General features: G+C 71.6%; 28 protein-coding genes. 19 read left to right on the plus strand and 9 right to left on the minus strand.

The window, feature by feature from the left end:
* Nucleotides 1–228 precede the first annotated feature (228 nt).
* The 6 genes from ASF35_RS13690 (at nucleotide 229) to ASF35_RS13715 (ending at nucleotide 5,950) form a co-directional block, all read left to right on the plus strand.
* Complete coding sequence (locus ASF35_RS13690; protein WP_055968638.1) at nucleotides 229–618, plus strand: hypothetical protein; 390 nt, start codon at nucleotides 229–231, stop codon at nucleotides 616–618.
* A 13-nt stretch (nucleotides 619–631) separates the two neighbouring features.
* Entirely contained in the window at nucleotides 632–1,267 is a 636-nt protein-coding gene (locus ASF35_RS13695) for a hypothetical protein (RefSeq protein ID WP_055968640.1), read from the plus strand.
* A 3-nt stretch (nucleotides 1,268–1,270) separates the two neighbouring features.
* The gene (locus tag ASF35_RS13700) at nucleotides 1,271–1,690 is read left to right on the plus strand and encodes a DUF3592 domain-containing protein (protein WP_055968642.1); all 420 of its coding nucleotides are present in this window, start codon (nucleotides 1,271–1,273) and stop codon (nucleotides 1,688–1,690) included.
* Between the two features lie 22 nt (nucleotides 1,691–1,712).
* Nucleotides 1,713–2,990: a hypothetical protein gene (locus ASF35_RS13705; protein ID WP_055968644.1), complete on the plus strand. Its 1,278-nt coding sequence runs from the start codon at nucleotides 1,713–1,715 to the stop codon at nucleotides 2,988–2,990.
* Between the two features lie 134 nt (nucleotides 2,991–3,124).
* Complete coding sequence (locus tag ASF35_RS13710; protein ID WP_055968646.1) at nucleotides 3,125–4,438, plus strand: hypothetical protein; 1,314 nt, start codon at nucleotides 3,125–3,127, stop codon at nucleotides 4,436–4,438.
* A gap of 192 nt (nucleotides 4,439–4,630) precedes the next feature.
* Nucleotides 4,631–5,950 (plus strand): hypothetical protein, encoded by a 1,320-nt coding sequence (locus ASF35_RS13715; protein ID WP_055968649.1) that lies wholly within the window; start codon nucleotides 4,631–4,633, stop codon nucleotides 5,948–5,950.
* Between the two features lie 65 nt (nucleotides 5,951–6,015).
* Here ASF35_RS13715 and ASF35_RS13720 read toward each other — a convergent pair whose 3' ends face one another.
* Nucleotides 6,016–7,404: a wax ester/triacylglycerol synthase family O-acyltransferase gene (locus tag ASF35_RS13720; RefSeq protein ID WP_082495527.1), complete on the minus strand. Its 1,389-nt coding sequence runs from the start codon at nucleotides 7,402–7,404 to the stop codon at nucleotides 6,016–6,018.
* A gap of 113 nt (nucleotides 7,405–7,517) precedes the next feature.
* Between ASF35_RS13720 and ASF35_RS13725 the strand changes: the two genes are divergently transcribed.
* The 5 genes from ASF35_RS13725 (at nucleotide 7,518) to fdhD (ending at nucleotide 12,802) form a co-directional block, all read left to right on the plus strand.
* Complete coding sequence (locus tag ASF35_RS13725; protein WP_156364641.1) at nucleotides 7,518–8,615, plus strand: alpha/beta hydrolase; 1,098 nt, start codon at nucleotides 7,518–7,520, stop codon at nucleotides 8,613–8,615.
* Nucleotides 8,616–8,701: 86 nt separating this feature from the next.
* On the plus strand, nucleotides 8,702–11,143 hold the full coding sequence (locus ASF35_RS13730; protein WP_369797018.1) for an FdhF/YdeP family oxidoreductase: 2,442 nt from the start codon (nucleotides 8,702–8,704) through the stop codon (nucleotides 11,141–11,143).
* 32 nt (nucleotides 11,144–11,175) lie between these two features.
* Entirely contained in the window at nucleotides 11,176–11,715 is a 540-nt protein-coding gene (locus ASF35_RS13735) for a molybdenum cofactor guanylyltransferase (RefSeq protein ID WP_255353960.1), read from the plus strand.
* Nucleotides 11,712–11,981, plus strand: a complete 270-nt coding sequence (locus tag ASF35_RS13740; protein WP_082480458.1) for a DUF6457 domain-containing protein — start codon at nucleotides 11,712–11,714, stop codon at nucleotides 11,979–11,981. The genes ASF35_RS13735 and ASF35_RS13740 overlap by 4 nt, the downstream gene beginning before the upstream one ends.
* Nucleotides 11,978–12,802, plus strand: a complete 825-nt coding sequence (gene fdhD / locus ASF35_RS13745) for a formate dehydrogenase accessory sulfurtransferase FdhD (RefSeq protein ID WP_055968656.1) — start codon at nucleotides 11,978–11,980, stop codon at nucleotides 12,800–12,802. The genes ASF35_RS13740 and fdhD overlap by 4 nt, the downstream gene beginning before the upstream one ends.
* Nucleotides 12,803–12,826: 24 nt before the next feature.
* Here the strand turns inward: fdhD and ASF35_RS13750 are convergent, their stop codons facing one another.
* Entirely contained in the window at nucleotides 12,827–14,356 is a 1,530-nt protein-coding gene (locus ASF35_RS13750; protein ID WP_055968658.1) for an OFA family MFS transporter, read from the minus strand.
* 139 nt (nucleotides 14,357–14,495) lie between these two features.
* Between ASF35_RS13750 and ASF35_RS13755 the strand changes: the two genes are divergently transcribed.
* The 4 genes from ASF35_RS13755 to ASF35_RS13770 are packed head-to-tail and all read left to right on the plus strand — an operon-like array spanning nucleotide 14,496 to nucleotide 17,882.
* Nucleotides 14,496–15,764 (plus strand): magnesium transporter MgtE N-terminal domain-containing protein, encoded by a 1,269-nt coding sequence (locus ASF35_RS13755; protein ID WP_055968661.1) that lies wholly within the window; start codon nucleotides 14,496–14,498, stop codon nucleotides 15,762–15,764.
* A 31-nt stretch (nucleotides 15,765–15,795) separates the two neighbouring features.
* The gene (locus ASF35_RS13760; protein WP_055970175.1) at nucleotides 15,796–16,335 is read left to right on the plus strand and encodes a DUF1003 domain-containing protein; all 540 of its coding nucleotides are present in this window, start codon (nucleotides 15,796–15,798) and stop codon (nucleotides 16,333–16,335) included.
* 40 nt (nucleotides 16,336–16,375) lie between these two features.
* Nucleotides 16,376–17,563, plus strand: a complete 1,188-nt coding sequence (locus ASF35_RS13765; RefSeq protein ID WP_369797019.1) for an Mrp/NBP35 family ATP-binding protein — start codon at nucleotides 16,376–16,378, stop codon at nucleotides 17,561–17,563.
* A gap of 19 nt (nucleotides 17,564–17,582) precedes the next feature.
* The gene (locus ASF35_RS13770; protein ID WP_235492879.1) at nucleotides 17,583–17,882 is read left to right on the plus strand and encodes a sec-independent translocase; all 300 of its coding nucleotides are present in this window, start codon (nucleotides 17,583–17,585) and stop codon (nucleotides 17,880–17,882) included.
* 28 nt (nucleotides 17,883–17,910) lie between these two features.
* Here the strand turns inward: ASF35_RS13770 and ASF35_RS13775 are convergent, their stop codons facing one another.
* Nucleotides 17,911–18,753 (minus strand): anti-sigma factor, encoded by an 843-nt coding sequence (locus ASF35_RS13775; RefSeq protein ID WP_055968666.1) that lies wholly within the window; start codon nucleotides 18,751–18,753, stop codon nucleotides 17,911–17,913.
* Nucleotides 18,753–19,340 (minus strand): RNA polymerase sigma factor SigE, encoded by a 588-nt coding sequence (sigE, locus tag ASF35_RS13780; RefSeq protein WP_055970178.1) that lies wholly within the window; start codon nucleotides 19,338–19,340, stop codon nucleotides 18,753–18,755. The genes ASF35_RS13775 and sigE overlap by 1 nt, the downstream gene beginning before the upstream one ends.
* 221 nt (nucleotides 19,341–19,561) lie before the next feature.
* Between sigE and ASF35_RS13785 the strand changes: the two genes are divergently transcribed.
* Nucleotides 19,562–20,191 carry an O-methyltransferase gene (locus ASF35_RS13785; protein ID WP_055970181.1) on the plus strand — a complete coding sequence of 210 codons (630 nt, stop codon included), beginning with the start codon at nucleotides 19,562–19,564 and terminating at the stop codon, nucleotides 20,189–20,191.
* Nucleotides 20,192–20,200: 9 nt separating this feature from the next.
* On the opposite strand, the gene ASF35_RS13790 is transcribed toward ASF35_RS13785, so the two are convergent.
* Together ASF35_RS13790 and ASF35_RS17770 are read right to left on the minus strand one after the other, a co-directional pair.
* Nucleotides 20,201–20,530, minus strand: coding sequence for a hypothetical protein (locus ASF35_RS13790; protein WP_235492850.1), 330 nt, complete (start codon nucleotides 20,528–20,530; stop codon nucleotides 20,201–20,203).
* 17 nt (nucleotides 20,531–20,547) lie between these two features.
* Nucleotides 20,548–20,709 (minus strand): DUF3117 domain-containing protein, encoded by a 162-nt coding sequence (locus ASF35_RS17770; RefSeq protein ID WP_162237311.1) that lies wholly within the window; start codon nucleotides 20,707–20,709, stop codon nucleotides 20,548–20,550.
* 153 nt (nucleotides 20,710–20,862) lie between these two features.
* Between ASF35_RS17770 and ASF35_RS13795 the strand changes: the two genes are divergently transcribed.
* A complete protein-coding gene (locus ASF35_RS13795; protein ID WP_055968670.1) occupies nucleotides 20,863–21,465 on the plus strand; it encodes an enoyl-CoA hydratase-related protein in 603 nt (200 codons plus the stop codon).
* Between the two features lie 71 nt (nucleotides 21,466–21,536).
* Here ASF35_RS13795 and ASF35_RS13800 read toward each other — a convergent pair whose 3' ends face one another.
* Together ASF35_RS13800 and ASF35_RS13805 are read right to left on the minus strand one after the other, a co-directional pair.
* Nucleotides 21,537–22,127, minus strand: coding sequence for a hypothetical protein (locus ASF35_RS13800; RefSeq protein ID WP_156364643.1), 591 nt, complete (start codon nucleotides 22,125–22,127; stop codon nucleotides 21,537–21,539).
* A gap of 83 nt (nucleotides 22,128–22,210) precedes the next feature.
* Complete coding sequence (locus ASF35_RS13805) at nucleotides 22,211–22,771, minus strand: DNA-3-methyladenine glycosylase I (RefSeq protein WP_055968675.1); 561 nt, start codon at nucleotides 22,769–22,771, stop codon at nucleotides 22,211–22,213.
* 104 nt (nucleotides 22,772–22,875) lie between these two features.
* Between ASF35_RS13805 and ASF35_RS13810 the strand changes: the two genes are divergently transcribed.
* Nucleotides 22,876–23,676: an ion transporter gene (locus ASF35_RS13810; protein ID WP_055968677.1), complete on the plus strand. Its 801-nt coding sequence runs from the start codon at nucleotides 22,876–22,878 to the stop codon at nucleotides 23,674–23,676.
* An 83-nt stretch (nucleotides 23,677–23,759) separates the two neighbouring features.
* Nucleotides 23,760–24,440, plus strand: coding sequence for a hypothetical protein (locus ASF35_RS13815; RefSeq protein WP_055968681.1), 681 nt, complete (start codon nucleotides 23,760–23,762; stop codon nucleotides 24,438–24,440).
* On the opposite strand, the gene ASF35_RS13820 is transcribed toward ASF35_RS13815, so the two are convergent.
* On the minus strand, nucleotides 24,417–25,247 hold the full coding sequence (locus ASF35_RS13820) for a TrmH family RNA methyltransferase (protein WP_055968683.1): 831 nt from the start codon (nucleotides 25,245–25,247) through the stop codon (nucleotides 24,417–24,419). The genes ASF35_RS13815 and ASF35_RS13820 overlap by 24 nt on opposite strands.
* Between the last annotated feature and the right edge of the window lie 3 nt (nucleotides 25,248–25,250).

Raw genomic sequence — 25,250 nt, forward strand, 5'->3', positions numbered from 1 at the left:
CGTCGGCATCGTCGTGATCGCCGCCCTGCTCGTCGGCGCCATCGTCGCCGCCATCAACCCCGGCGAGATCACCGGCAAGATCCAGGAGAAGATCTCCGAGATCCTCAACGCCGGCTGACACCAGCCCATCGGGACGGGGAGAGCGCGGCAGCTGCCGGCTCTCCCCTCCTGACGTCCCTCTCGCCACGACCACGACCCTGCGGGGTCGCCCTCTTCCTAGGAGCCACCATGCGACCGATGATCGTCCTCGGCACTGCCTTGACGGCCGGTGTCCTGACCATGGTCGCCGCGGTCATCGCAGGTGTGGTCGCCGTCGACCAGGCCTCGGTCACCAGCGGCGTCATCACGCGCAGCTTCCTCGTCATCGCCGCGCTCGCCGTGACAGCCTTCATCTGGTGGACCCGCATGCGCCCCGACGACGCCCCCGAAGGTCTGTTCCTGGGCCTCGTCATCGGCTGGGTCTTCAACTTCTCCAGCTGGGCTGGGGCGTCGTTCGCCGGGCAGCTCGTCAGCGACCTCCCTCTGGCGGCCGCGCTCGTCGACCTCGTCCTGTGGGCCGGTGTCGCCTTCCTCCTCGTGCTCGCGCTGAGCCGCACCAGCGGCAACGCGGTGCGATGAGACGATGAGTCCCATGAACCTCCGACTCGCTGCCGCACTCGTCGCGACCGCCTTCGCCCTGAGCGCCTGCTCGGGCTCCGACTCCGACTCCGAGGGAACCGCCACCGTGCCCGACGACCAGGTCATCCAGCCCGCCGACGGCACGCCGTCCGGTTTCACCGAGACGGACCTGGGCGCCGTCAGCATCGCCGTTCCCTCGGACTGGGACAAGCAGCCCGAGGCCCAGCCCGCCGACAACATCACGTCCACCGTCTGGCGCGGCCAGGTCCAGGACGGCATCGCCACCGGCGGCGTCGACGTCCGGGTCATCACCGACCCGCAGCAGCCGGCCGACAAGGCGGCCCAGGCCCTCGCCATCTCGGCCATGGCCACGCTCGGCGGACGCAACATCGAGCCGCAGGAGATCGTCTGGCCGAAGGCCTCGAGCGCCTACTTCCTCGAGTACGAGGCTCAGGCGCCGATCCCCACCGCCTCTCCGTCGGCCTCCGCCTCGCCCGCCGTGACGCCCGAGCTGGCCACACGCACGCTGGTCCTCGACCTGGCGGACGGCACCCAGGTGCAGGTCACCGCGTTGTCCGCGGACTCCGAGGACGTACCCGCCGAGGTCCTGTCGACCGTCGTCGTCAAGGCCGAGGCCTCCAAGGGCTGACCCGTGTCCGATGCCGCGCTCGCGCCCGTCCTCGCCGCAGGGATCCCGGCACTGCTCGGGACCGTGTTCCTGACGATCGGCATCGTCCGCACCCGGATGATGCGCGGGTGGACACGGACGACGGGGGTGGTCGTCGATCGGCGGACGGGCCGCGCCGACCGCGGCACGACCTCCATCTACCCCACCTTCCAGTGGCAGGACCAGCACGGCGAGGTGCACCAGCACACCTCATCGGTCAAGCAGCCACTCGGGCCCTCGCCCGGGACGGCCGTGCCCGTCCTCTACGACCCCCAGCGACCCTCGCGGGGCGCCATCGACACGTTCGTCCAGGGTGGCCGGATCTTCGTCTACATCGGAGCCGGGCTGCTGGTCGTCGCCCTCGTCGCACTGGTCCTCGTCTCCAGCATCGTCATCTCCCTCTGATCCCCACGGACAGGTCTCACCCATGTTGCTCTCGCCCCGACGCCCCGACCGCGGTCAAGGCTCCCTCGAGATGGTCGGCGTCATCATCCTCGCGTCGATCCTCGTCCTCGCCACCACGGGCGCGATCGTGCAGACCAGCCCACAGCTCAAGTCGGAGGTCTCGTACCGGATCTGCCAGATCCTGAACTTCGCCGGCGGCGGCAGCTGCGAGGCGCCCGGGGAGGCCGAGGTGCCCAGCCCGGAGGACCGGCTGCCCGACGACCCGTGCCTGGCCGGCTCGACGAGCACGGAGGCGAGCGTGGGCGGCTCGTTCACGTTCTTCACCGGCAACGCGGGCAAGAAGTACATGGTCGAGGAGATGTCGGACGGCTCGTTCAAGGTGACCGAGGTCGACTCCGGGGGCCTGGGGGTGACGGCGGGCGTCGGCGCCGAGAACACGGTGACGATCGACGGCGTCGACTACGGCTACGGTGCGTCCGCCGACGCCTCGGCCCTCCTGGCCGGCGAGAAGGGCAACACCTGGTACGCCAAGGACCAGGACGAGCTCGACGACCTGATGAGCACCATGACCAAGGGCAAGGTCGTCGACGCGGTCGCGCCCAAGAAGATCCTCGGGCTCGTGCCCAACCCGATCAACAGCGTCGCGAAGGACCTCGTCGGCGGCGACCTGCCCGATCCGGACGAGCAGTTCATCGAGGGCGGCATCGAGGGCGAGGCCGGGGCCTCCGCCACCGCGATCGTGGCGGGCGCCGGGGCGGACGTCTCGCTGGGCGGCTACCTCGGAGGCAAGAAGACGCCTGACGGCTACACCGCCTACTACCGGACCGAGCTCGAGGGCAGTGCGTTCGGCACCCTCCTCGTCGCCGAGGGCCAGCTCAACGGCAAGGTCGACGGCCTCATCGAGATCAACACGGACTCGAGCGGCAAGCCCACGTCGGTCAAGGTCACCTCCGGCATCGCCGGCAAGGCGGACATCCAGTACACGACCGAGGGCGACGCGGACCAGTACACCGAGGTCACCGTCGAGATCCCGCTCACCGGTGACGTCACGGAGGACGCTCGCGTCCTCGCGATGCTCGGCAACCCGCTGACCGCGGACGACTTCGTCCGGGAGGCGCAGGAACGCGGCACGGTCACGCGCAGCGTCTTCGAGGACGACTCAAACACCTACGGCTACAGCGGCGAGGCCGGTCTGGGCCCCAAGATCGGCATCGACATCTCCGGCGACCTGACCACGCGCGACCTCCAGGAGGCGCAGTACTGGGACGGCACCCGCATGGCCGACCGCCCGGACTGCTGACGGGTGGGTCGCGGGCGCCGATCTGGGTCCACCTAGGGCCCGTACCGGGCCCACGGGCCCGGGTGTGACAGGGCAGGAGGTCCCTATCCTGGCGTTGCTCCTCTCCCCCCAACACCACTCGACAGGTCGTCACCATGTTCCTCAAGCGGCGCTCCGAGCGCGGTCAGGGCTCACTCGAGCTGGTCGGCGTGATCGTCCTGGCCTCGATCCTCGTGCTGGCCACCACCGGCACGATCGTCCAGACCAGCCCTCAGCTCAAGGCCGAGGTGTCCTACCGGATCTGCCAGATCCTCAACATCGCCGGCGGCGGCGACTGCGAGGCCCCGGACGCCCCCCGGTCCCCCGAGGACCGACTGCCGGACGAGCCGTGCGTCGTGGGATCCCAGCAGGGCAGCGTCGAGGTGACGGGTGCGTTCGTCGTCTCCGTGACGGCGGGCAAGCAGCTGCTCATCGAGGAGCTCTCCGACGGGACGTTCCGCGTGACCGAGGTCGACCTCGGCAAGGTGGGCATCGGTGTCGGGCCGGGACTCGACGTGAGCGTGACTCTCGACGGCAAGAAGTACGGCGCCGTGGCCATCGCCACGGCCGACGCGATCCTCGCCGGCCAGACCGGACGCACGTGGAACGCCGACGACCAGGGAGAGGTCGACGACATCCTCAACGGCCTCATCGCCGAGGAGGTGCTCGACACGGTCGCTCCCGACCTGCCCGGCCCGAAGGACATCCCGATCGTCGGCGGTCTTCCCGGCATCCGCGACATCGGCGGTCCGCCGAACCCCACCCGCGCGATCCTCGAGCAGATCATCGGCGACCTGCCCGAGCCCGACGAGGAGTTCGTCGAGGGCGGGCTCGAGGGCAACGCCGGAGCCTCGATCTCGGGCATCACCGCCGGCGCGGGCGGCGAGGTCAACCTCGGCGTGTACCTCGGTGCCAAGAAGACGAAGGACGGCTACACGGCCTACTACAAGGGCAAGGTCGGCGGCAGCGTCTTCGCCACCGCGGGTCTCGACGACGCGTCGGCAGGAGCCTCGGGCGAGGCGCTGTTCGCGGTCAACCTCGACAAGGACGGCAAGCCCGAGAGCGTCACGCTCACCACGGGCTACACGCTGGCCGCCGAGACGGGCGACCTCGGCTCCAACACCGACGACCAGAAGTACGTCGAGACCCAGATGAACGTCCCCCTGACGGGCAACGCGCTCGAGGACGCCCAGATCCTGGCCGAGATGACCAACCCGGCCATGCTGCAGAGCTTCATCGACCGGGCCAAGGAGGACGGCACGATCACCCGGAACACCTACTCCCAGGATCCGAACACCTATGGGCTCACGATCGGAGGGTCCCTCATCGGCGACTACGGCGGATCGGTGAAGGGCGACTTCACGACCCGCGAGCTCGAGGACTCCCAGTACTGGGACGGCAACGCGCTCGTGGACCGCCCCGACTGCTGAGCCTCGAAGCACGGCACCCGCGACGGCGGCGTCCTTCCCGCAGAGGGAGGGGCGCCGTCGTCGCGCCGCGCGGGGCCCTCGTGGGCTGGGCCCTCGATGGGACCCGGCGGGGTCCCAGGGCCCGGGCGCCCGAGTCGCCGGGCTTCCTACGCTCGCGGCACCCCCCCGGATCTCACCTGACAGGCCCTCGACATGTTCCTTCGCACCCGCCGCTCCGAGCGCGGCCAAGGCTCCCTCGAGCTCGTCGGCGTCATCGTGCTCGCCTCGATCCTCGTGCTCGCGACCACGGGCACGATCGTCCAGACCAGCCCGCAGCTCAAGGCCGAGGTGTCCTACCGGATCTGCCAGATCCTGAACATCGCCGGCGGCGGTGACTGCGAGCCGCCGCGCGAGACCCCCACACCCGAGGAGCGCATCCCCGACGCCCCGTGCGTGGTGGGCTCGGACAAGGGCAGCGTCAAGGTCACCGGGTCCTTCATCGTGACCGTCGCCGTCGGCAAGGAGCTGCTCGTCGAGGAGCTGTCCGACGGGACGTACCGCGTCTCCGAGGTCGACCTCGGCAAGGTCGGGATCGGCGTGGGGCCCGGCATCGACGTCAGCGTGACCCTCGACGGCAAGAAGTACGGCGCCGTCGCCTCGGCCACCGCCGAGGCCCTCCTCGCCGGGCGGACCGGTCGGACCTGGTACGCCGACGACGAGGCGGGGGTCGACGACATCCTCAACGGGCTCCTGGCCGACCAGATCAAGGACTCCGTCGCCCCCGAGATCCCCGGTCCGGCCGACGTCCCGGGCATCAACAAGATCCCCATCCTGGGCGACATCGAGGGCCCGCCCAACCCGCTGAACAGCCTGCTCGACCAGTTCGTCGACGGCGTGCCCGACGCCGACGAGGAGTTCGTGGAGGGTGGCATCGAGGGCAACGCGTCGGCCTCGGCGTCGAACATCGTCGTCGGCGCCGGGGTGCGGGTCGAGGCCGGCGCCTACCTCGGCGCGAAGACCACCCCCGACGGCTACGTGGCCTACTACCGCAGCTCCGTCAAGGGTGACGCCTTCGGCACCTTCACCGGGGTCGACGCCTCGGCCACGGCATCGGGCGACGGTCTCTACGCACTCAACATGGACGAGGACGGCAAGCCCGAGAGCGTCACGCTCACCATGGGCGTGTCCTACGGCGCCGACGCCGGCGACATCGCCTCCAACTCCGACGACCAGACCTACAAGGAGTACCAGGCCACCGTGCCGCTGACGGGCGACCCGCTCCAGGACGCCCCGATCCTGGCGGCTCTGACGGGCAACCCGCTGGCGACGAGCAACTTCATCAACGCCGCCCGCGACTTCGGCACGATGACGGAGAACACCTACTCCCAGGACCCGAACACCTACGGCATCAACATCAGCGGCGAGCTGCTGGGCGAGATCGGCGGCTCCGCGGAGGTGGACTTCACCAACCGCGAGCTCACGGACTCGAAGTACTGGGACGGCTCTCAGTTCGTCGACCGCCCGGACTGCTGACCCGGACCGGACCGGTCACCCGCCGACGGGCCGTCCTCCCCGAGACCCGGGAGGACGGCCCCCGGTCAGCCCCAGGCCGTCTCGAGCTCGGCGAGCGACGTCTCGAGGTGGGTGAGCAGACGCTGCAGGTGCGGCACGCTTCGTCGGCACCCGATGATGCCGAAGTCCAGGTAGCGGTCCCGGCTGCACAGCGTCACGTTGATGGCCTGCCCGTCCAGCACGATCGAGACCGGGTACATGCCGTCGAGCTTGGCGCCGTTGTAGTACATCGGGCTCGTCGGCCCGGGCACGTTGGAGATCACGACGTTGAACGGCGGGTGCGTGTACCGGACGAAGCCGGGCACGGGCGTGAGGGCCAACGGCGCCATCTGCAGGGCGGAGAAGGCGAGGATCTGCGTCGGGGACAGGCCACCGAGGATCTTCTTGGCCCGCTTGGACGAGTAGGCGATCTCCTCCAGGCGGGTCGCACCGTTCTCGACGTCGGTGGCCAGGTTCACCACGATCACGCCGACCGAGTTGCCGGTCGCCTCCTCGGTCGACCCGGCCGACTCGGCCCGCAGCGCCAGGGAGACGGGAACCATGGCGGTCATCGGGTCGTCGGGCAGGGCGTTCTGCTCGAGCAGGTACTCCCTGAGCGCACCGGCCACCATCGCCAGCACGACGTCGTTGAGCGTGGTGGCGGAGGACTTGGCGACCCGTTTGATCCGTTCGATCTCCCACGACTGGGCCGCGAACCGACGTGCACCACCCACCGGACCGTTGAGGATGGTCTTGGGCGCTCGCGGCAGGGTGACGTCGCCCTCGCGGACGATCTGGTTGACGATCCGCATCGAGGCCGGCAGGAGCCCGGCCACGTCCTCGGCCACCGCCAGACCGCCCCGGAGCACGCCGAGGGGGTCGGGCAGCCGTCGGGACACCTCCGTGGTCGGCCGCTGCCGGGACGGGAGGGCCCACGGCGGCACGCAGTCGCGCCGCTCCGGGTCCTCGCTGAGGGAGCGCTGCATGAGCCGCAGCGCCGAGACGCCGTCGACCATCGAGTGGTGGACCTTGCTGTACACGGCGAACCGGCCGTCCTGCAGGCCCTCGACCACGTGCGTCTCCCACAGCGGGCGGTGCCGGTCCAGGAGCGACCCGTGCCAGCGTGACGTGAGCTGGAGCAGCTCGCGGATCCGCCCCGGCGGCGGGACCGCCGAGTGACGGACGTGGTACTCCAGGTCGATGACGTCGTCCTGCGCCCACCACGTCTGGCCCACGAGGCCGACGGGCTCGGCAGGCCTCTTGCGGAACGTCGGCGAGATGTGGTCGACCGAGCGGAACCCCTCGACGAGGTCGCGCACGAACTCCGGGCCGGCGCCCTCCGGGGGCTGGAACAGCTGCAGCCCACCGACGTGCATGGGGTGCTCACGGGACTCCGCCAGCAGGAACATCGAGTCCGTGGGGGGCATGAAGGGCATGCGATCAATCTCCTGCGGCAGAGGAAGGGCTGCCGCTAAGGTAACGACCTCGTGTGGCGCAGGTCACCGGGTGTGACATATTCGTGAACACTGCATGACGACGGGAGAGTCACATGGGGAGCACCACGGATCGCCGATCCGCTCGAGCCGGGGCCGTGGGCCACCTGTCGTTGGCGGCCGAGGCTCGGTTCGTCGAGGGCGCGAGCCTGCAGTCCCAGGTCCTCGGTCTGGGCCTGCGGCACACGGTCCGCCCGCTCCTCGACCTGTGGACGCGCCTGCCGTTCGACCTCTTCCCGCCCAACCTGCTGGAGCACGCCGCTCGGCTCCTGCCGGTGCAGGAGGGGACGAGCTGGCGCACGGTCGACCTCGCGCGCTGCGGCAGCGAGCTGGTGCTCGCGCGGGACGTGCGCGACATCCACGGCGGCAACCCCAAGGTGATCCTGTACTTCCACGGCGGCGCGTTCCTCACCTGCGGGCTGAACACGCACCGCCGACTCGTCTCGCGCATCTCAGACGCGTCCGGCCAGCCGGTGCTCAACGTCGGCTACCGCCAGATGCCCTACGAGCCGATCGCCGAGTCGGTCGCCGACGGCGTCGACGCGTTCCGCTGGCTGCTCGACCAGGGCTACCGTGCCGAGGACGTCACCATCACCGGCGACTCCGCCGGCGGCTACCTGGCCTTCAGCGTGGCTCGCGCCGTGCTCGACGCCGGTCTGGGCCGCCCCGCGGGCGTGGTGGCCATCTCGCCCCTGCTCGACGTCGACGCCACCCGCAAGCGCCAGCACCGCAACGCCGACCGCTGCCAGACCTTCCCGCTGCGTGCCCTCGAGAAGTTCACCGAGGTCTCGCTGCGCATGGACACGCGCCGCGGCATCCACGGACAGCGGACCTGCCCGGTCGACATGCCCCTCGAGGACATGCCACCGGCCCTCATCCAGATCGGGTCCCGCGAGATCCTGCTCGCCGACGCCGAGCACATGGCCGCACGGCTGGTGCAGGCCGGCGTTCCCGTCGACCTGCAGGTCTGGGACCGCCAGGTGCACGTCTTCCAGGCTGCCGCGTCGTGGGTGCCGGAGGCACGGGCGGCGATCGAGGAGATCGGCGACTTCGTCACCGGCCTCAGCGCGCAGCAGGCTCAGGCCCCGGAGCAGGACACCGTCGCCGCGCCTCGGCGACGCAGCAGCCGGCGCACCGGCGTCGCCGCCGTCTGAGCGGCGCCCTCCCCACACGCGAGGCGGCTCCGACCCCGAGCGGGTACGGTCGAAGGTGACCGCCGCCACGCATCGGGAGGACCACCGTGAGCACTTCTTCGTCCACGCCGCACGCACCCGGAGCAGGTGACGCGCAGGTCGTCGCGGGCTTCGGCGTCCAGGACGAGAGCGGCCTGGAGGTCCACGCCCCCAAGGACGCCGCCGCCGGCGTCACGGCCGTCCGGGTCTCGATGGAGCGCGCCCTGTCCCACATGGGGCCGAAGCGCACCGGGCAGACCCTGCTCAAGCTCAACCAGGCCGACGGCTTCGACTGCATGTCGTGCGCCTGGCCCGACCCCGACCCCGACGAGCGCCACGCCGCGGAGTTCTGCGAGAACGGCGCCAAGGCCGTCGCCGAGGAGGCCACCCGGGCCCGGGCCACGCCGGAGTTCTTCGCCCGGCACTCCATCGCCGACCTCGACGCCCACGACGAGTACTGGCTCGGCCAGCAGGGCCGGATCACCCACCCCATGGTCAAGCGACCGGGCGGCACGCACTACGAGCAGATCGGGTGGGACGACGCGTTCGCGCTCGTCGCGCAGCACCTGACGGGACTCGACTCCCCCGACGAGGCGATCTTCTACACGTCCGGTCGCGCGTCGAACGAGTCCGCCTTCGTGTACCAGCTGTTCATCCGTGCCTTCGGCACGAACAACCTGCCCGACTGCTCGAACATGTGCCACGAGTCGACCAGCGTGGCGCTCGCCGAGTCCATCGGCATCGGCAAGGGCAGCGTCAGCCTGCGCGACATCTACGACGCCGAGCTCATCGTCATCGCCGGCCAGAACCCGGGCACGAACCACCCGCGCATGCTGTCGGCGCTGGAGATCGCCAAGCGACGTGGCGCCAAGATCATCTCGATCAACCCGCTCCGCGAGGCCGGCCTGGTCAACTTCCGCAACCCGCAGAAGCCGCGCGGCGTCGTGGGTCGCGGCACGCCGATCGCCGACCTGCACCTGCCGATCCGCATCAACGGCGACCTCGCCCTCTTCCAGGCCATCGGCCACCTGCTCGAGCAGTGGGGGGCGGTCGACAGCGCCTTCGTCGAGCAGTACACCGCCGGCTACGACGCCTGGGCCGAGCACGTCCGCGCGCTGGACTGGGACGTCGTCGCCGCCGCGACCGGTCTGTCGCGGGAGCAGATCGAGGAGGCGGCGCGCATGATCGCCGACTCCGACGCCACCATCTACTGCTGGGCCATGGGTCTCACGCAGCACCGCAACGCCGTGGCGACCATCAAGGAGGTCGTCAACCTCGCGCTGGTGCGCGGCGACATCGGCAAGCGAGGTGCGGGCGTCTGCCCCGTGCGAGGTCACTCCAACGTGCAGGGCGACCGCACGATGGGCATCTGGGAGAAGGCACCCGACCACTTCCTCGACGCGCTCCAGGCCGAGTTCGGCTTCGACCCGCCCCGCGAGCACGGCTACGACACCGTCGACGCCGTCCGCGCGCTGCGTGACGGCAAGGCGAGGGTGTTCATGGGCCTCGGGGGCAACTTCGTCCACGCGGTCTCCGACACCGACGTCGCCGCCGAGGCGCTGCGCAAGGCCGAGCTGACCGTGCACGTGTCGACGAAGATCAACCGGTCCCACCTCACGCACGGCGAGACCGCCCTCATCCTGCCGACCCTGGGGCGCACGGAGATCGACGTGCGTGCGTCGGGTCCTCAGTTCGTGACCGTCGAGGACTCCATGTCGTCGGTGCACGCCTCGCGCGGCCCCCTCGAGCCGGCGAGCCCCGAGCTGCGCTCGGAGACCGCGATCGTCTGCGGCATCGCCCGGGCCACGCTGCGCCAGGACGACGGGAGCGACGTGCACGGCATCGACTGGGACGCGATGGCCGAGGACTACGGCATCATCCGCGGACACATCTCACGCGTCGTGCCGGGCTGCGAGGACTACGAGCGCAAGGTGGACCGGCCGGGCGGCTTCGTGCTCCCCCACCCGCCCCGGGACTCGCGCACGTTCCGCACCACGAGCGGCAAGGGCGAGATCGCGGTGTCGCCGATCGAGGTGCTCCACGTGCCCGACGGCCACCTGCTGCTGCAGACCCTGCGCAGCCACGACCAGTTCAACACCACGATCTACGGGCTCAGCGACCGTTACCGCGGCATCGAGGACGCGCGCCGCGTGGTCATGGTGCACCCCGACGACGTGGCCGCGCTCGGGTGGAACGAGGGCGACGTCGTCGACCTCGTCACTCACTGGGAGGACGACGACGTCGACCGCGTGGCGCCCGGGTTCCGCATCGTCTCCTACGACACCCCGCGCGGCACGGCGGCGGCCTACTACCCGGAGACCAACCCGTTGGTGCCGCTCGACTCGGTGGCCGAGCACAGCAACACCCCGACCTCGAAGTCCGTGGTCATCCGGCTCGTCCCTCCCTCGGCGACACGTGACGGCGAGGGCGCGGACGGCACGCAGGACGCGACCGAGAGCGACACCGAGCACCGGTCCCGTCCCAACCCGGAGCCCTTGCACCTCTCGTGACGGGCGCACCGAGGTCCGCCGTCGGGGCGGTCGTGCTGGCCGGTGGCACCAGTCGGCGGTGGGACGGGACCGATAAGACGCGCGCCGTGGTCGACGGACGGGCCCTGCTGGACCACGCGCTCGCCGCCCTGCCGACGGAGGCGGCCGTGGTGGTCGTCGGCCCGGAGCGGCCCACGCCGCGACCCGTGCGGTGGACCCGCGAGGAGCCGGCCGGCGCCGGTCCTGCGGCCGGCCTCCAGGCCGGGCTGCGGGCTCTTCCCGACGACCTCCCCGTGGTGGTGCTGGCGGCCGACCTGCCCCGCGCGGCCGCGCTCGTCGACACCTTGCTCTCTGCCCCGCTCGGCGGGGGCGCGCGTGTCCTCGCCGACGAGAGCGGCCGGGCGCACTGGACGTCGGCCCTGCTCTCCCCCGACGCCGCACGCACCGTGAGGGACCTTCCTGACCTCGCGGACGCGTCGCTGCACAGCGTGTTCGCACACCTCGACGTGACCCTTGCGCCCGCACCGGCGGGAGCGACCCACGACCTCGACACCCCCGACGACCTCAGGACCCTCCAGGAGGACCGACCGTGAGCGACCGCGACGAGACGATGCAGACCTGGTGGCACGCCCTGTGCGCCGAGCTGGGCGTGGACGACCCCGGGACCGACGTGACGCAGGTGCTGGACCTGGCGGCTGTCGCCGCGCACGCCGTCGTGCGTCCCGCCGCGCCCCTGACGACCTTCCTCGTCGGGTACGCCGCTGGCCTGGCCGGTGGTGGCACCGACGCGGTGCAGCGTGCGACGGATCGGGCCGCGGCCCTCGCGGAGGTCTCGGCGACGACCGAGGACCCGGCATGACCAAGCCCGTGCAGCGCCGCCGGATCCTGCGGGTGGAGGTGGGCGTGGGCGCCACGCCCCGCCACGACTCCCTCGCGGCCGAGGAGCCGCTCGAGATCCGCGTGGGTGGCACGTCGTTCGCCGTCACCATGCGCACGCCCGGCCACGACTTCGACCTCGTCGCCGGCTTCCTCGTCTCCGAGGGTGTCGTCACGAGCCCGGCCGACCTGCGCACGATGATCTACTGCGCGCCGGACCTCGACGAGAACACCTACAACGTCATCGATGTGGGCGTCACCGGTGCCGGCGGGGTCGTGGCGGCCAGCCGCGAGCGGAACGTCTACACGTCCAGCTCGTGCGGGGTGTGCGGGCTCGCCTCCATCGACGCCGTGGCCACGACCTCCGCCTTCGACGTGTCGGCCGACGCCGTGCGGGTCGAGGCGAAGGTGCTCGGCGCCCTTCCCGACCTGCTGCGCGACCAGCAGGCGGTGTTCGAGCGCACGGGTGGGCTGCACGCGGCCGGACTCTTCTCGTCCACCGGCGAGGCCCTCGCGGTGCGCGAGGACGTGGGGCGCCACAACGCCGTCGACAAGGTGGTCGGCCAGGCGCTCCGCGAGGATCGCCTGCCCCTGACCGGCTCGGTGCTGCAGGTGTCGGGCCGGGCGTCGTTCGAGCTCGTGCAGAAGGCCGCGATGGCCGGCGTCCCCGTGCTGGCCGCGGTGAGTGCACCCTCCTCGCTCGCCGTCGACCTCGCGGACCGGCTCGGCGTGACCCTCGTCGGCTTCTCCCGTGGCACGACGTTCAACGTGTACACCCACCCCGAGCGCGTCGTCGTCGACTGACACGCTCGGTGCGGGTGCACCGGGTCAGAACAGCGCCGCTGCCTTGACCACCGTCTCGTACACGCCGTAGGCCAGCGGCACCCCGACCACGAGCCAGGCCACGACGGCCAGCGGCGTGACGCCCTCGGCCGTCGTGTCGTCAGCGGCCGGGGCCGTCGCCACGGCCGGGTCGGTCGGCTCCGTGCGGCTGCCCTCGTCCTTGGGCTCGTGGAACCGCGAGGCGACCGGGCGCACGAGCAGGTTGGCCACGAAGCCCACCACCAGCACGCCGACCATGGTGAGCAGCGCCGGGCGGTAGTCGGCCGCAGTCAAGGCGCCCGGCTCGCCCCGCGCGTCGAGGAACCCGTTGATGATGAGCGGGCCTGCCACGCCGGCCGCCGACCACGCGGTGAGCAGGCGCCCATGGATGGCACCCACCTGGAACGTGCCGAAGAGGTCGCGCAGGTAGGCCGGGATCGTGGCGAACCCGCCGCCGTAGAAGCTGAGGATGCCGCCGGCCAGGACGACGAACAGCACCGTCGAGGTCGACCCACCGAGTGCCAGCGTCGCGTAGAGCACGATGCCTAGACCGAGGTAGAGCATGTAGATGTTCTTGCGCCCCACGATGTCGGACGTGGACGACCAGATGAACCGACCGGCCATGTTGCACAGCGAGAGGAAGCCGACGAAGCCCGCGGCCGCAGCAGCAGCCACGCTCGACTCCTCGCCCTCGCGGAAGAAGTCCTGGATCATCGGCGCGGCCTGCTCGAGGATGCCGATGCCCGCGGTGACGTTGCAGAACAGGACGATCCACAGCAGCCAGAACTGCGGCGTGCGGACCGCGTTGTTCGCCGACACGCTCTCGGTGGTGACGAGGGCCTTCTTCTTCACGGTGGACGGGTCGAAGCCCCGCGGGACCCACCCGTCGGCCGGGACCTTCACCAGCCAGGCCCCGAAGAGCATGACGACCAGGTAGCCCAGGCCGAGCGTCACGAACAGCAGGGCCACCGCCCGCCCCGACGCGATGCCGGACGCGGTGTCGTAGGCCGAGTCGTACCAGCCGAGGAGCGTGCTGGACACAGGGCTCGCGATCATCGCGCCGCCACCGAAGCCCATGATCGCCATTCCGGTGGCCAGGCCCGGGCGGTCCGGGAACCACTTGATGAGCGTGGAGACCGGCGAGATGTAGCCGATGCCCAGGCCGATGCCGCCGAGCACGCCGTACCCGAGGTAGAGCAGCCACAGCTGGCTGGTCGCGATGCCGAGCGCCCCCACCAGGAATCCCGCCGACCAGCAGGTCGCGGCGGCGACCATGGCGCGACGGGGACCGCCGGAGTCGACCCAGGTGCCGAACACGGCCGCCGAGACACCGAGCATGACGATCGCGATCGAGAAGACGATGCCGATCGCGGTGAGGCTGGTGTCGAAGTGCTGCACGAGCGAGGCCTTGTAGACGCTCGTCGCGTAGACCTGCCCGATGCACAGGTGCACCGCCAGGGCAGCCGGTGGGATCAGCCACCGGTTGAATCCGGGTCCGGCGACGGTGCGCTCGCGGTCGAGGAAGTGCGTGGACATGGTCCCCCTAGGTCGATCTCACGGGCGCGGCGGCGACCCGTGTGACGTGCGTCTCGCAGGATACGAGACACGGCGACGTCGCGCGCGCCCACCGCCCCACGGGGCCCGACCGTTCCCCGGCTCGCACTAGGCTGGGCGGGTGAGCTCCAGCCCCGGTCGCATCTTCCTGTCCCGCATCGTCGGGCAGGAGGTCTTCGACCCCGCGGGCGACCAGGTCGGCAAGCTGCGCGACGTCGTGGTGGCCGTGCGCTCCGCCCGCCAGCGACCCCGTGTGGTGGGCCTGGTCGTGGAGGTCCTGGGGCGGCGTCGGGTCTTCCTGCCGATCGGGCGGGTCACGTCGCTCGACTCGGGACAGATCATCACGACCGGCGTGCTCAACGTCCGCCGCTTCGAGAAGCGCAGCAGCGAGACCCTCGCCATCCACGAGCTCCTCGACCGCACGGTGTCCCTGCCCGACCAGCGCGGCGGCACGGTCTACGACCTGGCCATGGAGCAGGACACCCGGCGCGACTGGTTCATCGGCACCGTCGCCGTGCAGGAGACGGGCAAGCGCTTCGGTCGGCGCGGTGCCACCCACGTGGTCGACTGGGACGAGGTCACCGGGCTGGTGGGCGAGGAGGCCTCCCAGGGCGCGACCCACCTGCTCGCGACGATGGACGAGATGCGGCCGGCCGACCTCGCGAACGCCCTGCTCGACCTTCCTGCCAAGCGGCGCACCGAGATCGTGGGCGAGCTGGTGGACGAGCGGCTCGCCGACGTCCTCGAGGAGCTTCCCGACACCGTCCAGGTGGAGATCCTGGGGGTGCTCGATCCCGAGCGCGCCGCCGACGTGCTCGAGGAGATGGACCCCGACGACGCCGCCGACCTGCTCGGCGAGCTGCCGACGGCCACGTCGGAGCAGCTGCTGGCCCTCATGGAGCCCGAGGACGCCGACGACGTCCGCCGACTGCTGGTCTACGAGGACCGGACGGCCGGCGGCATGATGACCACCGAACCGGTCATCCTTCCGCCCGACGCCACGATCGCCGAGGCGCTCGCCCGGGTCCGTGAGCCCGAGATCGGTCCGGCCCTGGCCTCGATGGTCTACGTGTGCCGGCCCCCCGTCGAGACGCCCACCGGCCGCTTCCTCGGGATCGTGCACGTGCAGGCGCTGCTGCGCGAACCGCCGTCGACCCTCGTCGGCGGGCTCGCCGACAACGACATCGACTGGCCCCGACCCGACGCGACGCTCGAGCAGGTCGCCAGCCTGCTGGCCTCCTACGACATGCTCGCGCTGCCCGTGGTCGACGAGAACAACCACCTCATCGGGGCCGTCACCATCGACGACGTGCTCGACCACCTGCTTCCCGAGGGCTGGCGCGAGCGTGATCCGAGCCCACGTCCGGCGGAGGTGACCACCCGTGGCTGAGCGCTCCGACGGCCGACGCCGACGCCCCGAGATCGGGCGCTCCCGCGGCGACCGCGACCAGGCCCGCCAGGAGCGGGCGCGGCTCGACCAGCCCCGCGACCGTCGTCGCTCCCTGCGCCCGAGGTCGGGCGACACCGACCGGTTCGGCCGCTTCGCGGAGACCTTCGCCCGGTTCATGGGCACGGCCAAGTTCCTCATCTGGATGACGCTGCTCATCATCATCTGGGTGGTCTGGAACGTCCCGTGGGGTCCGGACCGTCCACGCTGGGACGAGTACCCGTTCATCTTCCTGACCCTCATGCTGTCGCTGCAGGCGTCCTACGCCGCGCCGCTGATCCTGCTGGCGCAGAACCGCCAGGAGGCCCGCGACCGCGTGCAGCAGGAGCAGGACCGGCACGCCACCGCGCAGTCCCACGCCGACATGGAGTTCCTGGCCCGCGAGGTCGCGAGCCTGCGTCTCGGCCTCGGTGAGGTCGCCACCCGCGACTTCCTGCGATCGGAGCTGCGCGACCTCCTGGAGTCGCTGCAGACCCCGCCCGACGACGAGGACGGCGAGCCGACCGAGCAGTGAGGCTCGCCTGCGGGACCGGGACGCAGGTCCCGCCCGTACGATGGGGCCCATGGCATCCGTCACCGACGAGTCCGTCACCGAGGAGCGGGTCCGCGAGGCCCTCGGCAGCGTGATCGACCCCGAGATCAAGCGTCCCGTCACCGAGCTCGGCATGGTCGACACGATCACGATCGACGACACGTCGATCACCGTGCGCATCCTGCTGACCGTCTCGGGCTGCCCCCTCAAGGAGACGCTCACCCGTGACACCACGGAGGCCGTCCAGAAGGTGGCCCCCCAGCACACCGTGCACGTGGACCTCGGCGTCATGACCGACGAGCAGCGCAAGAGCATGCGCGAGATGCTGCGCGGCGGCCAGGCCGAGCGCGAGATCCCCTTCGCCCAGGCCGGCTCGCTCACCAAGGTCTACGCGATCGCGTCGGGCAAGGGCGGCGTCGGCAAGTCCTCCGTCACCGTCAACCTGGCCGTGGCGATGGCGCAGCGCGGACTGAAGGTCGGCATCGTCGACGCCGACATCTACGGCCACTCGATCCCCGACATGATGGGCGTCGGCGACCGTCGCCCCACCCAGGTCGACGACATGATCCTCCCGGTGCCGGTCGCGGTCCCCGGCTCCCCGGACGCGCCCGACGTCAAGGTCATGAGCATCGGCATGCTCAAGCCCAAGCGTGACCAGGTGGTCGCGTGGCGCGGACCCATGCTCGACCGTGCGCTCGTGCAGATGCTGAGCGACGTGTTCTGGGGCGACCTCGACGCCCTGCTGCTCGACCTGCCCCCGGGCACCGGTGACATGGCCATCAGCCTCGGCCAGCACCTCTCCAACGCCGAGGTCGTCGTGGTCACCACGCCGCAGCAGGCGGCCGCCCAGGTCGCTGAGCGGGCCGGGACGATGGCCTCGATGATGCACCAGCGCGTGGTCGGCGTCATCGAGAACATGTCGTACCTGCTCACGCCCGCGGGCGAGCGGCTCGAGGTCTTCGGCAGCGGCGGCGCCGAGACCGTCGCACGCACCCTCGGCCAGCGGCTCGGCCACGACGTGCCCGTGCTCGGCAAGGTGCCGCTCGAGGAGCAGCTGCGCATCGGCGGCGACGACGGCCTGCCGATCGTCGCCACCCACCCCGACAGCGAGTCCGCGAAGATCCTGCTGCAGGTGGCCGACTCCCTCACCGGCCGTTCGCGCGGCCTGGCCGGGATGCAGCTCGGTCTCGCGCCCGTCGGTCGACTCTGAGGAACCGGCCGTGTTCGGGATGGGCTGGCCGGAGATCGGCCTGATCCTCGTGGTCGGCCTGCTGCTGTTCGGACCCGACAAGCTCCCGGGCATGGCCAAGCAGGCGGCTCAGATGGTGCGCACCGTGCGGCGGATGGCCGACAACGCCAAGAACGACCTCGGGCGCGAGCTGGGCCAGGACTTCTCCGACGTCGACCTGCGCAGCCTCGACCCCCGCGACGTGGTGCGGCGCCACCTCCTCGAGGAGTCCGAGACGCCCACCCGCGACCGGATCCTGCGTCCCGGCGAGCGGCCGCCGCACGACGACGAGGCGACCTGAGGGCCCTCACCGGTCGTCGTGGGAGCCGTCAGGCGGAGATCCAGGTCGTGACGCGGCTGAGGCCGTCGCCCAGGCGCTGACGCAGCCCGGGCTCGCCGAGCGGAGCGGGCAGGTCGCGCAGGGCCGGCGCCAGCCGGTCGTCACCCACGTCGGTCACGATCGTGTAGACCACGCCGTCCGCGTCCCACGTGACGATGCGCTCGCGGGGCGTCTCCCGCACCCACACCGGCCGGTCGGCGAGCCGACGAGGCTCGAAGCCCTGCAGGCCGTCGGTGTCGAGCGCGCCGTTCTGCTCGTGCAGGACCAGGCGGTGCAGGCCGTCGGTGTAGGTCAGCGAGACCGCTCCCTCGTCCTGCAGACGTCCCTCGACGCGCTCGAGGTCGTCACCCAGCTGACCGTGGCACGGCCAGCCGTTGGCGGTCAGGTCCTCCATGACCGCGGCGGTCATGACGTCGTTCCCGGCCATCGGGTCCGCACCGTGGAAGTCGGCTGCGTAGGTCTCGACGGGCGGCACCACCTCGTCGCCGATGCCACGGGCGCTCCCACCGGCGAGGTAGGCCGCCAGCGCCACGGCGAGGGAGGCGCCCACGAGCACGCCCGCCGCCCCGAGGGTGCTCGACCGCACGATCCGGGCCCAGGCGCTGGGCGCCGGAGGAGGCGGGGACGCCGGCACGGAGCTGAGCGAGGCGAGCAGCGACGCCGGAGGTCGCACGTCGGCGGACACCTGCATGCGTCGCTTGAGCTGGCGCTGCTGCGCCACCGCCTCGCGGCACCGCTCGCAGGACTGGACGTGACGCGCCGCGACCTCCGTGGCATCGGGCGAGAGCTGCCCGTCCACGAAGGCGGCGACGTCGGCGTCCAGATGGGCCATCAGGCTCCCACGGCTCCGAGGAAGCGGGTCCGGCCGGCGGTCGGGGCGCGGTGGGCGAGGGCGTGCCGCAGCTGCGTACGACCCCGGTGGATGCGCGAGCGGACCGTGCCGATCTTGACGCCCAGCACGTCGGCGATCTCCTCGTAGGACAGTCCCTCCACGTCGCACAGCACCACGGCGACGCGGAACTCCTCGGTGAGCGACGAGAGCGCGGCCTCGATGTCGGGGTCGAAGGCGGCGTCGTGCACGACCGACTCGGGTCGCTGCTCGCGCCCCTCCAGCCGCTCCTCGGCACCCTCGCTGAAGCCGTCCATGCGCAGCTTGCTCGTCCGACGCACCCGGTCGAGGAACAGGTTGGTCGTGATGCGGTGGATCCAGCCGTTGAAGTTGCCCGGCTCGTACCGGTCCAGCGAGCGGAACACACGGATGAAGACGTCCTGGGTGAGGTCCTCGGCGTCGTGGCGGTTGCCGGTGAGTCGGTACGCCAGGCGGTACACGCGGGCGGAGTGCTCCTCGACGATGGTCTCCCACGCGGTGTCGGCGTCCGTCGAGCCCTCGCCCGTCCGGGCGTCGCGCTCAGCGGTCATGACCTGCGTGCTCACGTCTTCTTCCTTCATGCATCGATCGTCGTGCCGTCTCCTGAGAGAACGCCCAGAGGACGCTGACGGTTCCCTCTCGATCATGGCGCATCCTGGGCCCCGGCACGACACGGCGAGCCCCGGGGCACGCAACGCCGCCAACCGTGACGACCTCACTATGCTGGCCCCACAGCCGCCGGACCCCCGGCACGCGCCACCGAGGAGTCATCATCACCAGCGAAGCCAGCCTCAGCTACGTCGAGGGCTACCTGAGCGAGGACGACCACCTCGCCGACGCGCGCCGCCGAGCCGACGAGGTGGGCGTGAGCCCGATCGGGGCGGCCGGTGGGGCGACGCTGCGCTTCCTGGCGTCCGTGCTGGATGCGCGTGCCGTGGCCGAGGTCGGCACGGGCACCGGCGTGTCCGGACTCTGGCTCCTGCGCGGCATGGCCGACGACGGTGTGCTCACCTCGGTGGACCTCGAGGCGGAGCACCAGCGTCACGCCCGGCAGGTCTTCACCCAGGCCGGCGTCGCGCCGCAGCGCTTCCGGCTGATCGCCGGGTCGGCGCTCGACGTCATGCCCCGCCTCACCGACGAGGGCTACGACCTGGTCTTCGTCGACGGCGACAAGGTCGAGTACGGCGAGTACCTGGAGCAGTCACTGCGCCTCGTGCGCGTGGGCGGCGTCGTGGTCTTCGACAACGCGCTCTGGCACGACCGCGTGGCCGACCCCGAGCGCCGCGACGCCGAGACCGTCGCGATCCGCGAGCTGCTCACGCAGGCCGCGGTCGACGAGCGACTCGTGCCGGCCCTGCTCCCGGTGGGCGACGGCCTGCTGGCCGTGCGCCGCGTGGCCTGAGCGCCCGGCTCAGCGCTCGAAGGCCGGGGCCGAACGGAAGCCGGCGGGCCCCCGCACCACCGCGACGATCTCGCACGCCTCGATGAGCTCGGGCGGGCTGCCGATGATGCGGCTGCCCGGGAGGTCGGCGGCACCGGACTCCATGTCGGCCTGGAACGCGGCACGTGCCTCGGCGTTCACGAATACGTACGTGCCCTCGAACCACTCGCCCTCGCGGGCGCGCCAGGACTTGAACCGCAGGCCGTCGAGCCCCGCGAAGCGGGCGAAGCTGACGTCCTCGATGTACGCGCGCAGCTGCGCGAGGGTGTCCTCGGGTGCGCCGGTCAAGGACCAGCGCATCGTCAGACCGAACAAGCTCAGACGGCCTTGAGCGCGTCGCCGAGCGTCTCGGCTTCCTCGTTGTTCAGCTCGACCACGAGACGTCCACCGCCCTCGAGCGGGACCCGCATGACGATGCAGCGGCCCTCCTTGGTGACTTCCATCGGTCCGTCACCAGTACGAGGCTTCATGGCCGCCATGGGTTCCCCTTCCATTCGGTGACCGCCTTCCGGTCGCCTCAGGTTCCTATTATCTCTCATGCCCCCTCATCACTTCCAACCGGTGCGAAGGACGACGTGAGCACTCCAGGTCAGGACCACGACAGCACGGCGCAGCACCCCTCCGCTCCGGGCGTGACGAGGGTCGACCTGCGCACCCGGTCCGCCCCGGAGGCGGGCGCGATCGGGTCCGGATCGGCCGCTCGACGTGTACGTGACGCGCTCACCACGCCCGGTGTCCGCTGCCTGCTGCTCGTGCTCGACGAGTCCTCCGGCGGGCTGGACGACGACGCGGTCCTGGCCGTGGCCGATGCCTCGGTGCCGGTGGTGGCGGCCCTCCTGGGGACGATCGACGGGCACGCGTCGGCCCTGGCGCTGGCCGCCGACCTGCGCGTGGCCGCGGCCGACGCCACCATGCGGGTGGAGCCACTCGTGGGCGGCACGAGCGTCACCCTCCCGGGCGCCGTGGGCGACGCGACGGCACGCCTGCTCCTGCTCGCACCGCGAGCCGTCACCGCGGTCGACGCTCGACGGATCGGCTTGGTGCACGAGGTCCACGAGCGCGACCGGGTGCCGGCTGCGGCCGCGACGCTGGCCGCGGCAGTGGCCGACCGCGCGGGCCGCGGCGCTGCGGTGCTGCGGGCCTTGTCGCCCGAGGGAGCGGGCGCGCGCGTGGCACGGGCCGTCGAGAACGAGGCTCGCCTGCGTGGCGTGGTGGCCCTTCACCCTCAGGACTGAGCCGAACGGGCCCGACCAGTCGAACCGGGGCCGGCTGCTGCCGCCGCGGGGCCGGTCTGGGAACCGAGGGGTCAGGCGAGCCTGCGCTGCTCCTCGGCCTGCTGCTGCCAGGCCAGCAGCTCGGTGCGGGCCTCGAGCTCCGCGCTTTGGCTCGCCGCCAGCTCGTCGCGCAGGCGGCGCACCTCGGCGCGGGTGCCGAGCAGCGAGTCGCGCGTCTGCTGGAGCTCACCGTCGAGCGCGTCGGCGCGCCGTGCGGCGGCGACGTGCTCGGCCTCGGCCCGGGCGAGGGCCGCCTCTGCCTCGGCGATCTGCGCGGCCAGGTCCTCGATGCGGGTGTCGCGCACCTGCACCTTCTCGGCCATGGTGTCGGCGAAGGAGACCTGCTCGCGCTTGCGACGGGCGGCCTCGCGGCTCTGCTCGTGGGCGGTGACCGCGCGGTCACGGGCCCAGTCGCGACGCACCTGCGCGGTCTCGTTGGTCAGGAGCCGGGCGGCGACGGAGCAGACCGTCACGGCATAGGCGACCGCGACCGCGAGAGCGGCGACGGTCGCGACCACGATCGCCGCCGTGCCGGCGACGAGGGCGGACACGATGAGGACGACGGCAGCGAGGGTGCGCACGGAACGGCGACTGCGTCGAGCGGCGGAGCGGGGGGTGGTCATGGCGAAAGGCTAGATCTCCCAGCCCCGTCGGTGCGGGAGCCACACCGTGACGCAGGAGACGGATGTGACAGGAGTGGTAAGCGTCAGGACCGTCGTGCGACGCACCCGACGAGGTGGTCGTCGACCATGCCGGTGGCCTGCATGAGGGCGTAGGCGGTGGTGGGGCCGACGAACTTGAAGCCGCGCTGCTTCAGCGCCTTCGCGAGGGCGGTGGACTCCGCCGAGGTGGCGGGCACGTCGTCGACCGTCCGGGGTGCCGGGTGGGAGTCCGGGGCGAAGGACCACACCAGGTCGCTGAGGCTCTCGCCCAGCTCGAGCGTCGCCCGGGCGTTGGAGATGGTCGACTCGATCTTGGCGCGGTTGCGGACGATGCCGGCGTCGGTCATGAGCCGTTCGACGTCGGACTCGTCGAACCGCGACACGAGCGCGGGCACGAACCCGACGAACGCGGCACGGAACGCCTCGCGCTTGCGCAGGATGAGCGACCACGACAACCCGGACTGGAACGCCTCGAGGCTGAGCCGCTCGAACATGGCCCGGTCGCCGCGCAGCTCGCGGCCCCACTCCTCGTCGTGGTAGCGCGCCAGGCCCGGGTCGCTGCCCCAGGGACAGCGCTCGAGCCCGTCGTGACCGGTGACCGTCATGGCCCGATCCTGCCAGGGACCGGGGACCTCCCGGCTACGCTGGCGCCGGCACCGCCCGACTTCCTCGACGTCCTCGCCCCGCCTTCACCTGCCGGAGACCGCCCGTGACCCCCGCCCGCGCCCGCGTGCTCACCCTCGTCGAGTCGTCCCGCTTCCAGTGGTTCATCATCGCCGTCATCGTCGTGAACGCGGCGGTGCTCGGCCTCGAGACGTCGCCGCAGCTGCTGCGCGACGCCGGTTGGCTCGTGCCGCTGGGGTGGACGACCGTGGGGATCTTCGTCGTGGAGATCGCGCTGCGGATCTACGCGCACGGCGGAGCGTTCTTCCGCGACGGCTGGAGCCTGTTCGACCTGTTCGTCGTCGCGGTGGCCCTGATCCCGGCCTCCGGCGCGCTCGGGGTCCTGCGGGTGCTGCGGGTGCTGCGCGTCCTGCGACTACTCTCGGCCGTGCGGTCGATGCGTCGGGTGGTCTCGGCCCTCGCCGCCACGATCCCGGGCATGGTCTCGATCGGTGCGCTGCTCCTCATGCTGGTCTACGTGTCCGGCGTGGTGTCGACGCAGCTGTTCAGCGGCACCGACCCCGAGCACTTCGGCGACCTGCCGACGTCGCTGCTGAGCCTGTTCCAGGTGATGACGGGCGACGACTGGGCGAACGTGATCCGTCCCGTCACGGACGCCCACCCTGCCTCGTGGGTCTTCTTCATCGCCTACATCCTCATCTCGACCTACATCGTGCTGAACCTGTTCATCGCCGTGGCCGTGGAGGCGCTGGAGATGCAGAACGAGGACGACAAGCGCGAGATCGTGGACGAGGTCGAGGAGAGCGAGCGCCTGGTGCTGGACGCGGTCACCGAGCTGCGCGCCGAGGTGGCCGCTCTCCGCGAGGAGCTCGGCCGCAGTAGGTGAGAGCACTGCTCTTGATCTTCGGGTCCCCGTGCTGCACGATGGGCCGAGAGAGCACTGCTCACAGTTCGTGACGTGGAGGACCCATGCGCACCCCGACCGACCCACTCGACGACCGTCGTCTCCGTGCGGCTGCCCTGCTCGTGGCGGGCGCCGCTCTACTGGTCTATCCCCTGCTCCGTGGCCACGCGGTCGAGGACGGCCGGGCCGCGGCCGAGCTCTACGCACGTCCGGCCTGGCTCTGGGCCCACGTGCTCGCCATGGTCGGCTTCGTGCTCGTCGCCTGGGCCCTCGCGGCGGTCGACCGCACGGCTCACCGGGCCGCGGTGGCCGGCACGACGCTACTGCTCCCCTACTACGGGGCCGAGGCGTACGGCCTGCACGCGGTGGGCCGGCGCGTGCTCGAGACCGGCGACGAGACCGTTCTCTCGGCCACGACGGGCGCGGCCGACCTGTTCCGCTACGAGCCGGTGGCGATGACGCTGTTCGCTCTGGGCTGGGGCGCGCTGCTCGTCGCGGCCGTGCGGCTCGGGATCCTCGCGACCCGCGCGAGCGGGCTCACCCGTGCGGGCCTCGCCCTCGCGGCCGTCGCGCTCGCCACCTACCTCCCCCAGTTCTTCCTCCCGGGTGGTGGCCGCGTCGCGCACGGCACCGTCGCCGCGGCGGGGCTCGTCCTCCTCGCCGTGTCGCTCACGCGCGACGGCGGGGACGTGGGCTCGGCGGACGGCGGCGGACGACCGACGTCAGCGTCGCCGACGCTGGCGTGAGGCCTCGTAGAGCACGACGGAGGTGGCGTTGGCGGCGTTGAGCGACGAGGCGGTCCCGGTCATCGGGATGTGCACGACCAGGTCGCACGCCTCCCGCCACGCACTCGACAGGCCGCGGGTCTCGTTGCCCGTCACGACCACGGTCGGGCCGGTCAGGTCGGCGTCGGCCAGCTCGACCTCACCGTGCTCGTCGGTGCCCACGACCGCGACGTGGCCCAGGTCGCGACGCGCCGCCTCGACCCACGCGAGCACCTCGCGGGGGGACCCGAGGCGCACCGTCGGAACCGTCAACGCCGACCCGGTGGACGCCCGCACCGCTCTCGGCTCGTACGGGTCGCACGCATGACCACACACCACGAGACCGGTGCCGCCGAACGCGTCGACCGACCGGGCGATGCTGCCGACGTTGCCCGGGCTCGACGGTCGGTCGAGCACCACCGTGAGCAGGTCCGCCGGGACCGGGAGCCGCGCGACGTCGTCGGCGGGCTGGACGACCACCAGCACGACCTCGGGTCGGTCCTGCTCCTGCTCGGCGAGCTCGGCCAGCAGCTCCGCCGACAGCTCGTAGGCCGTGGCGCCGGACGCGACGGCGCGGGAGACCACGTCCTGGGCCCACTGCGACGGGCTCGGCCGGTCGTCGTGGAGCACGGCGTCGACGACCAGGCCACGGCGGTCCACCGCGTCCAGCGCCACCGTCACCGGGCGCACGCCCTGCACGAGCATCCGACCGAGCTGGTGACGCTTGCGCCGGTTGCCCAGCAGCGCCTCCCACTGCTGGAAGGCCGCGTTGCGCGAGGTGACCCTCACGTC

Source organism: Aeromicrobium sp. Leaf291 (assembly GCF_001423365.1).
GTDB lineage: Bacteria > Actinomycetota > Actinomycetes > Propionibacteriales > Nocardioidaceae > Aeromicrobium.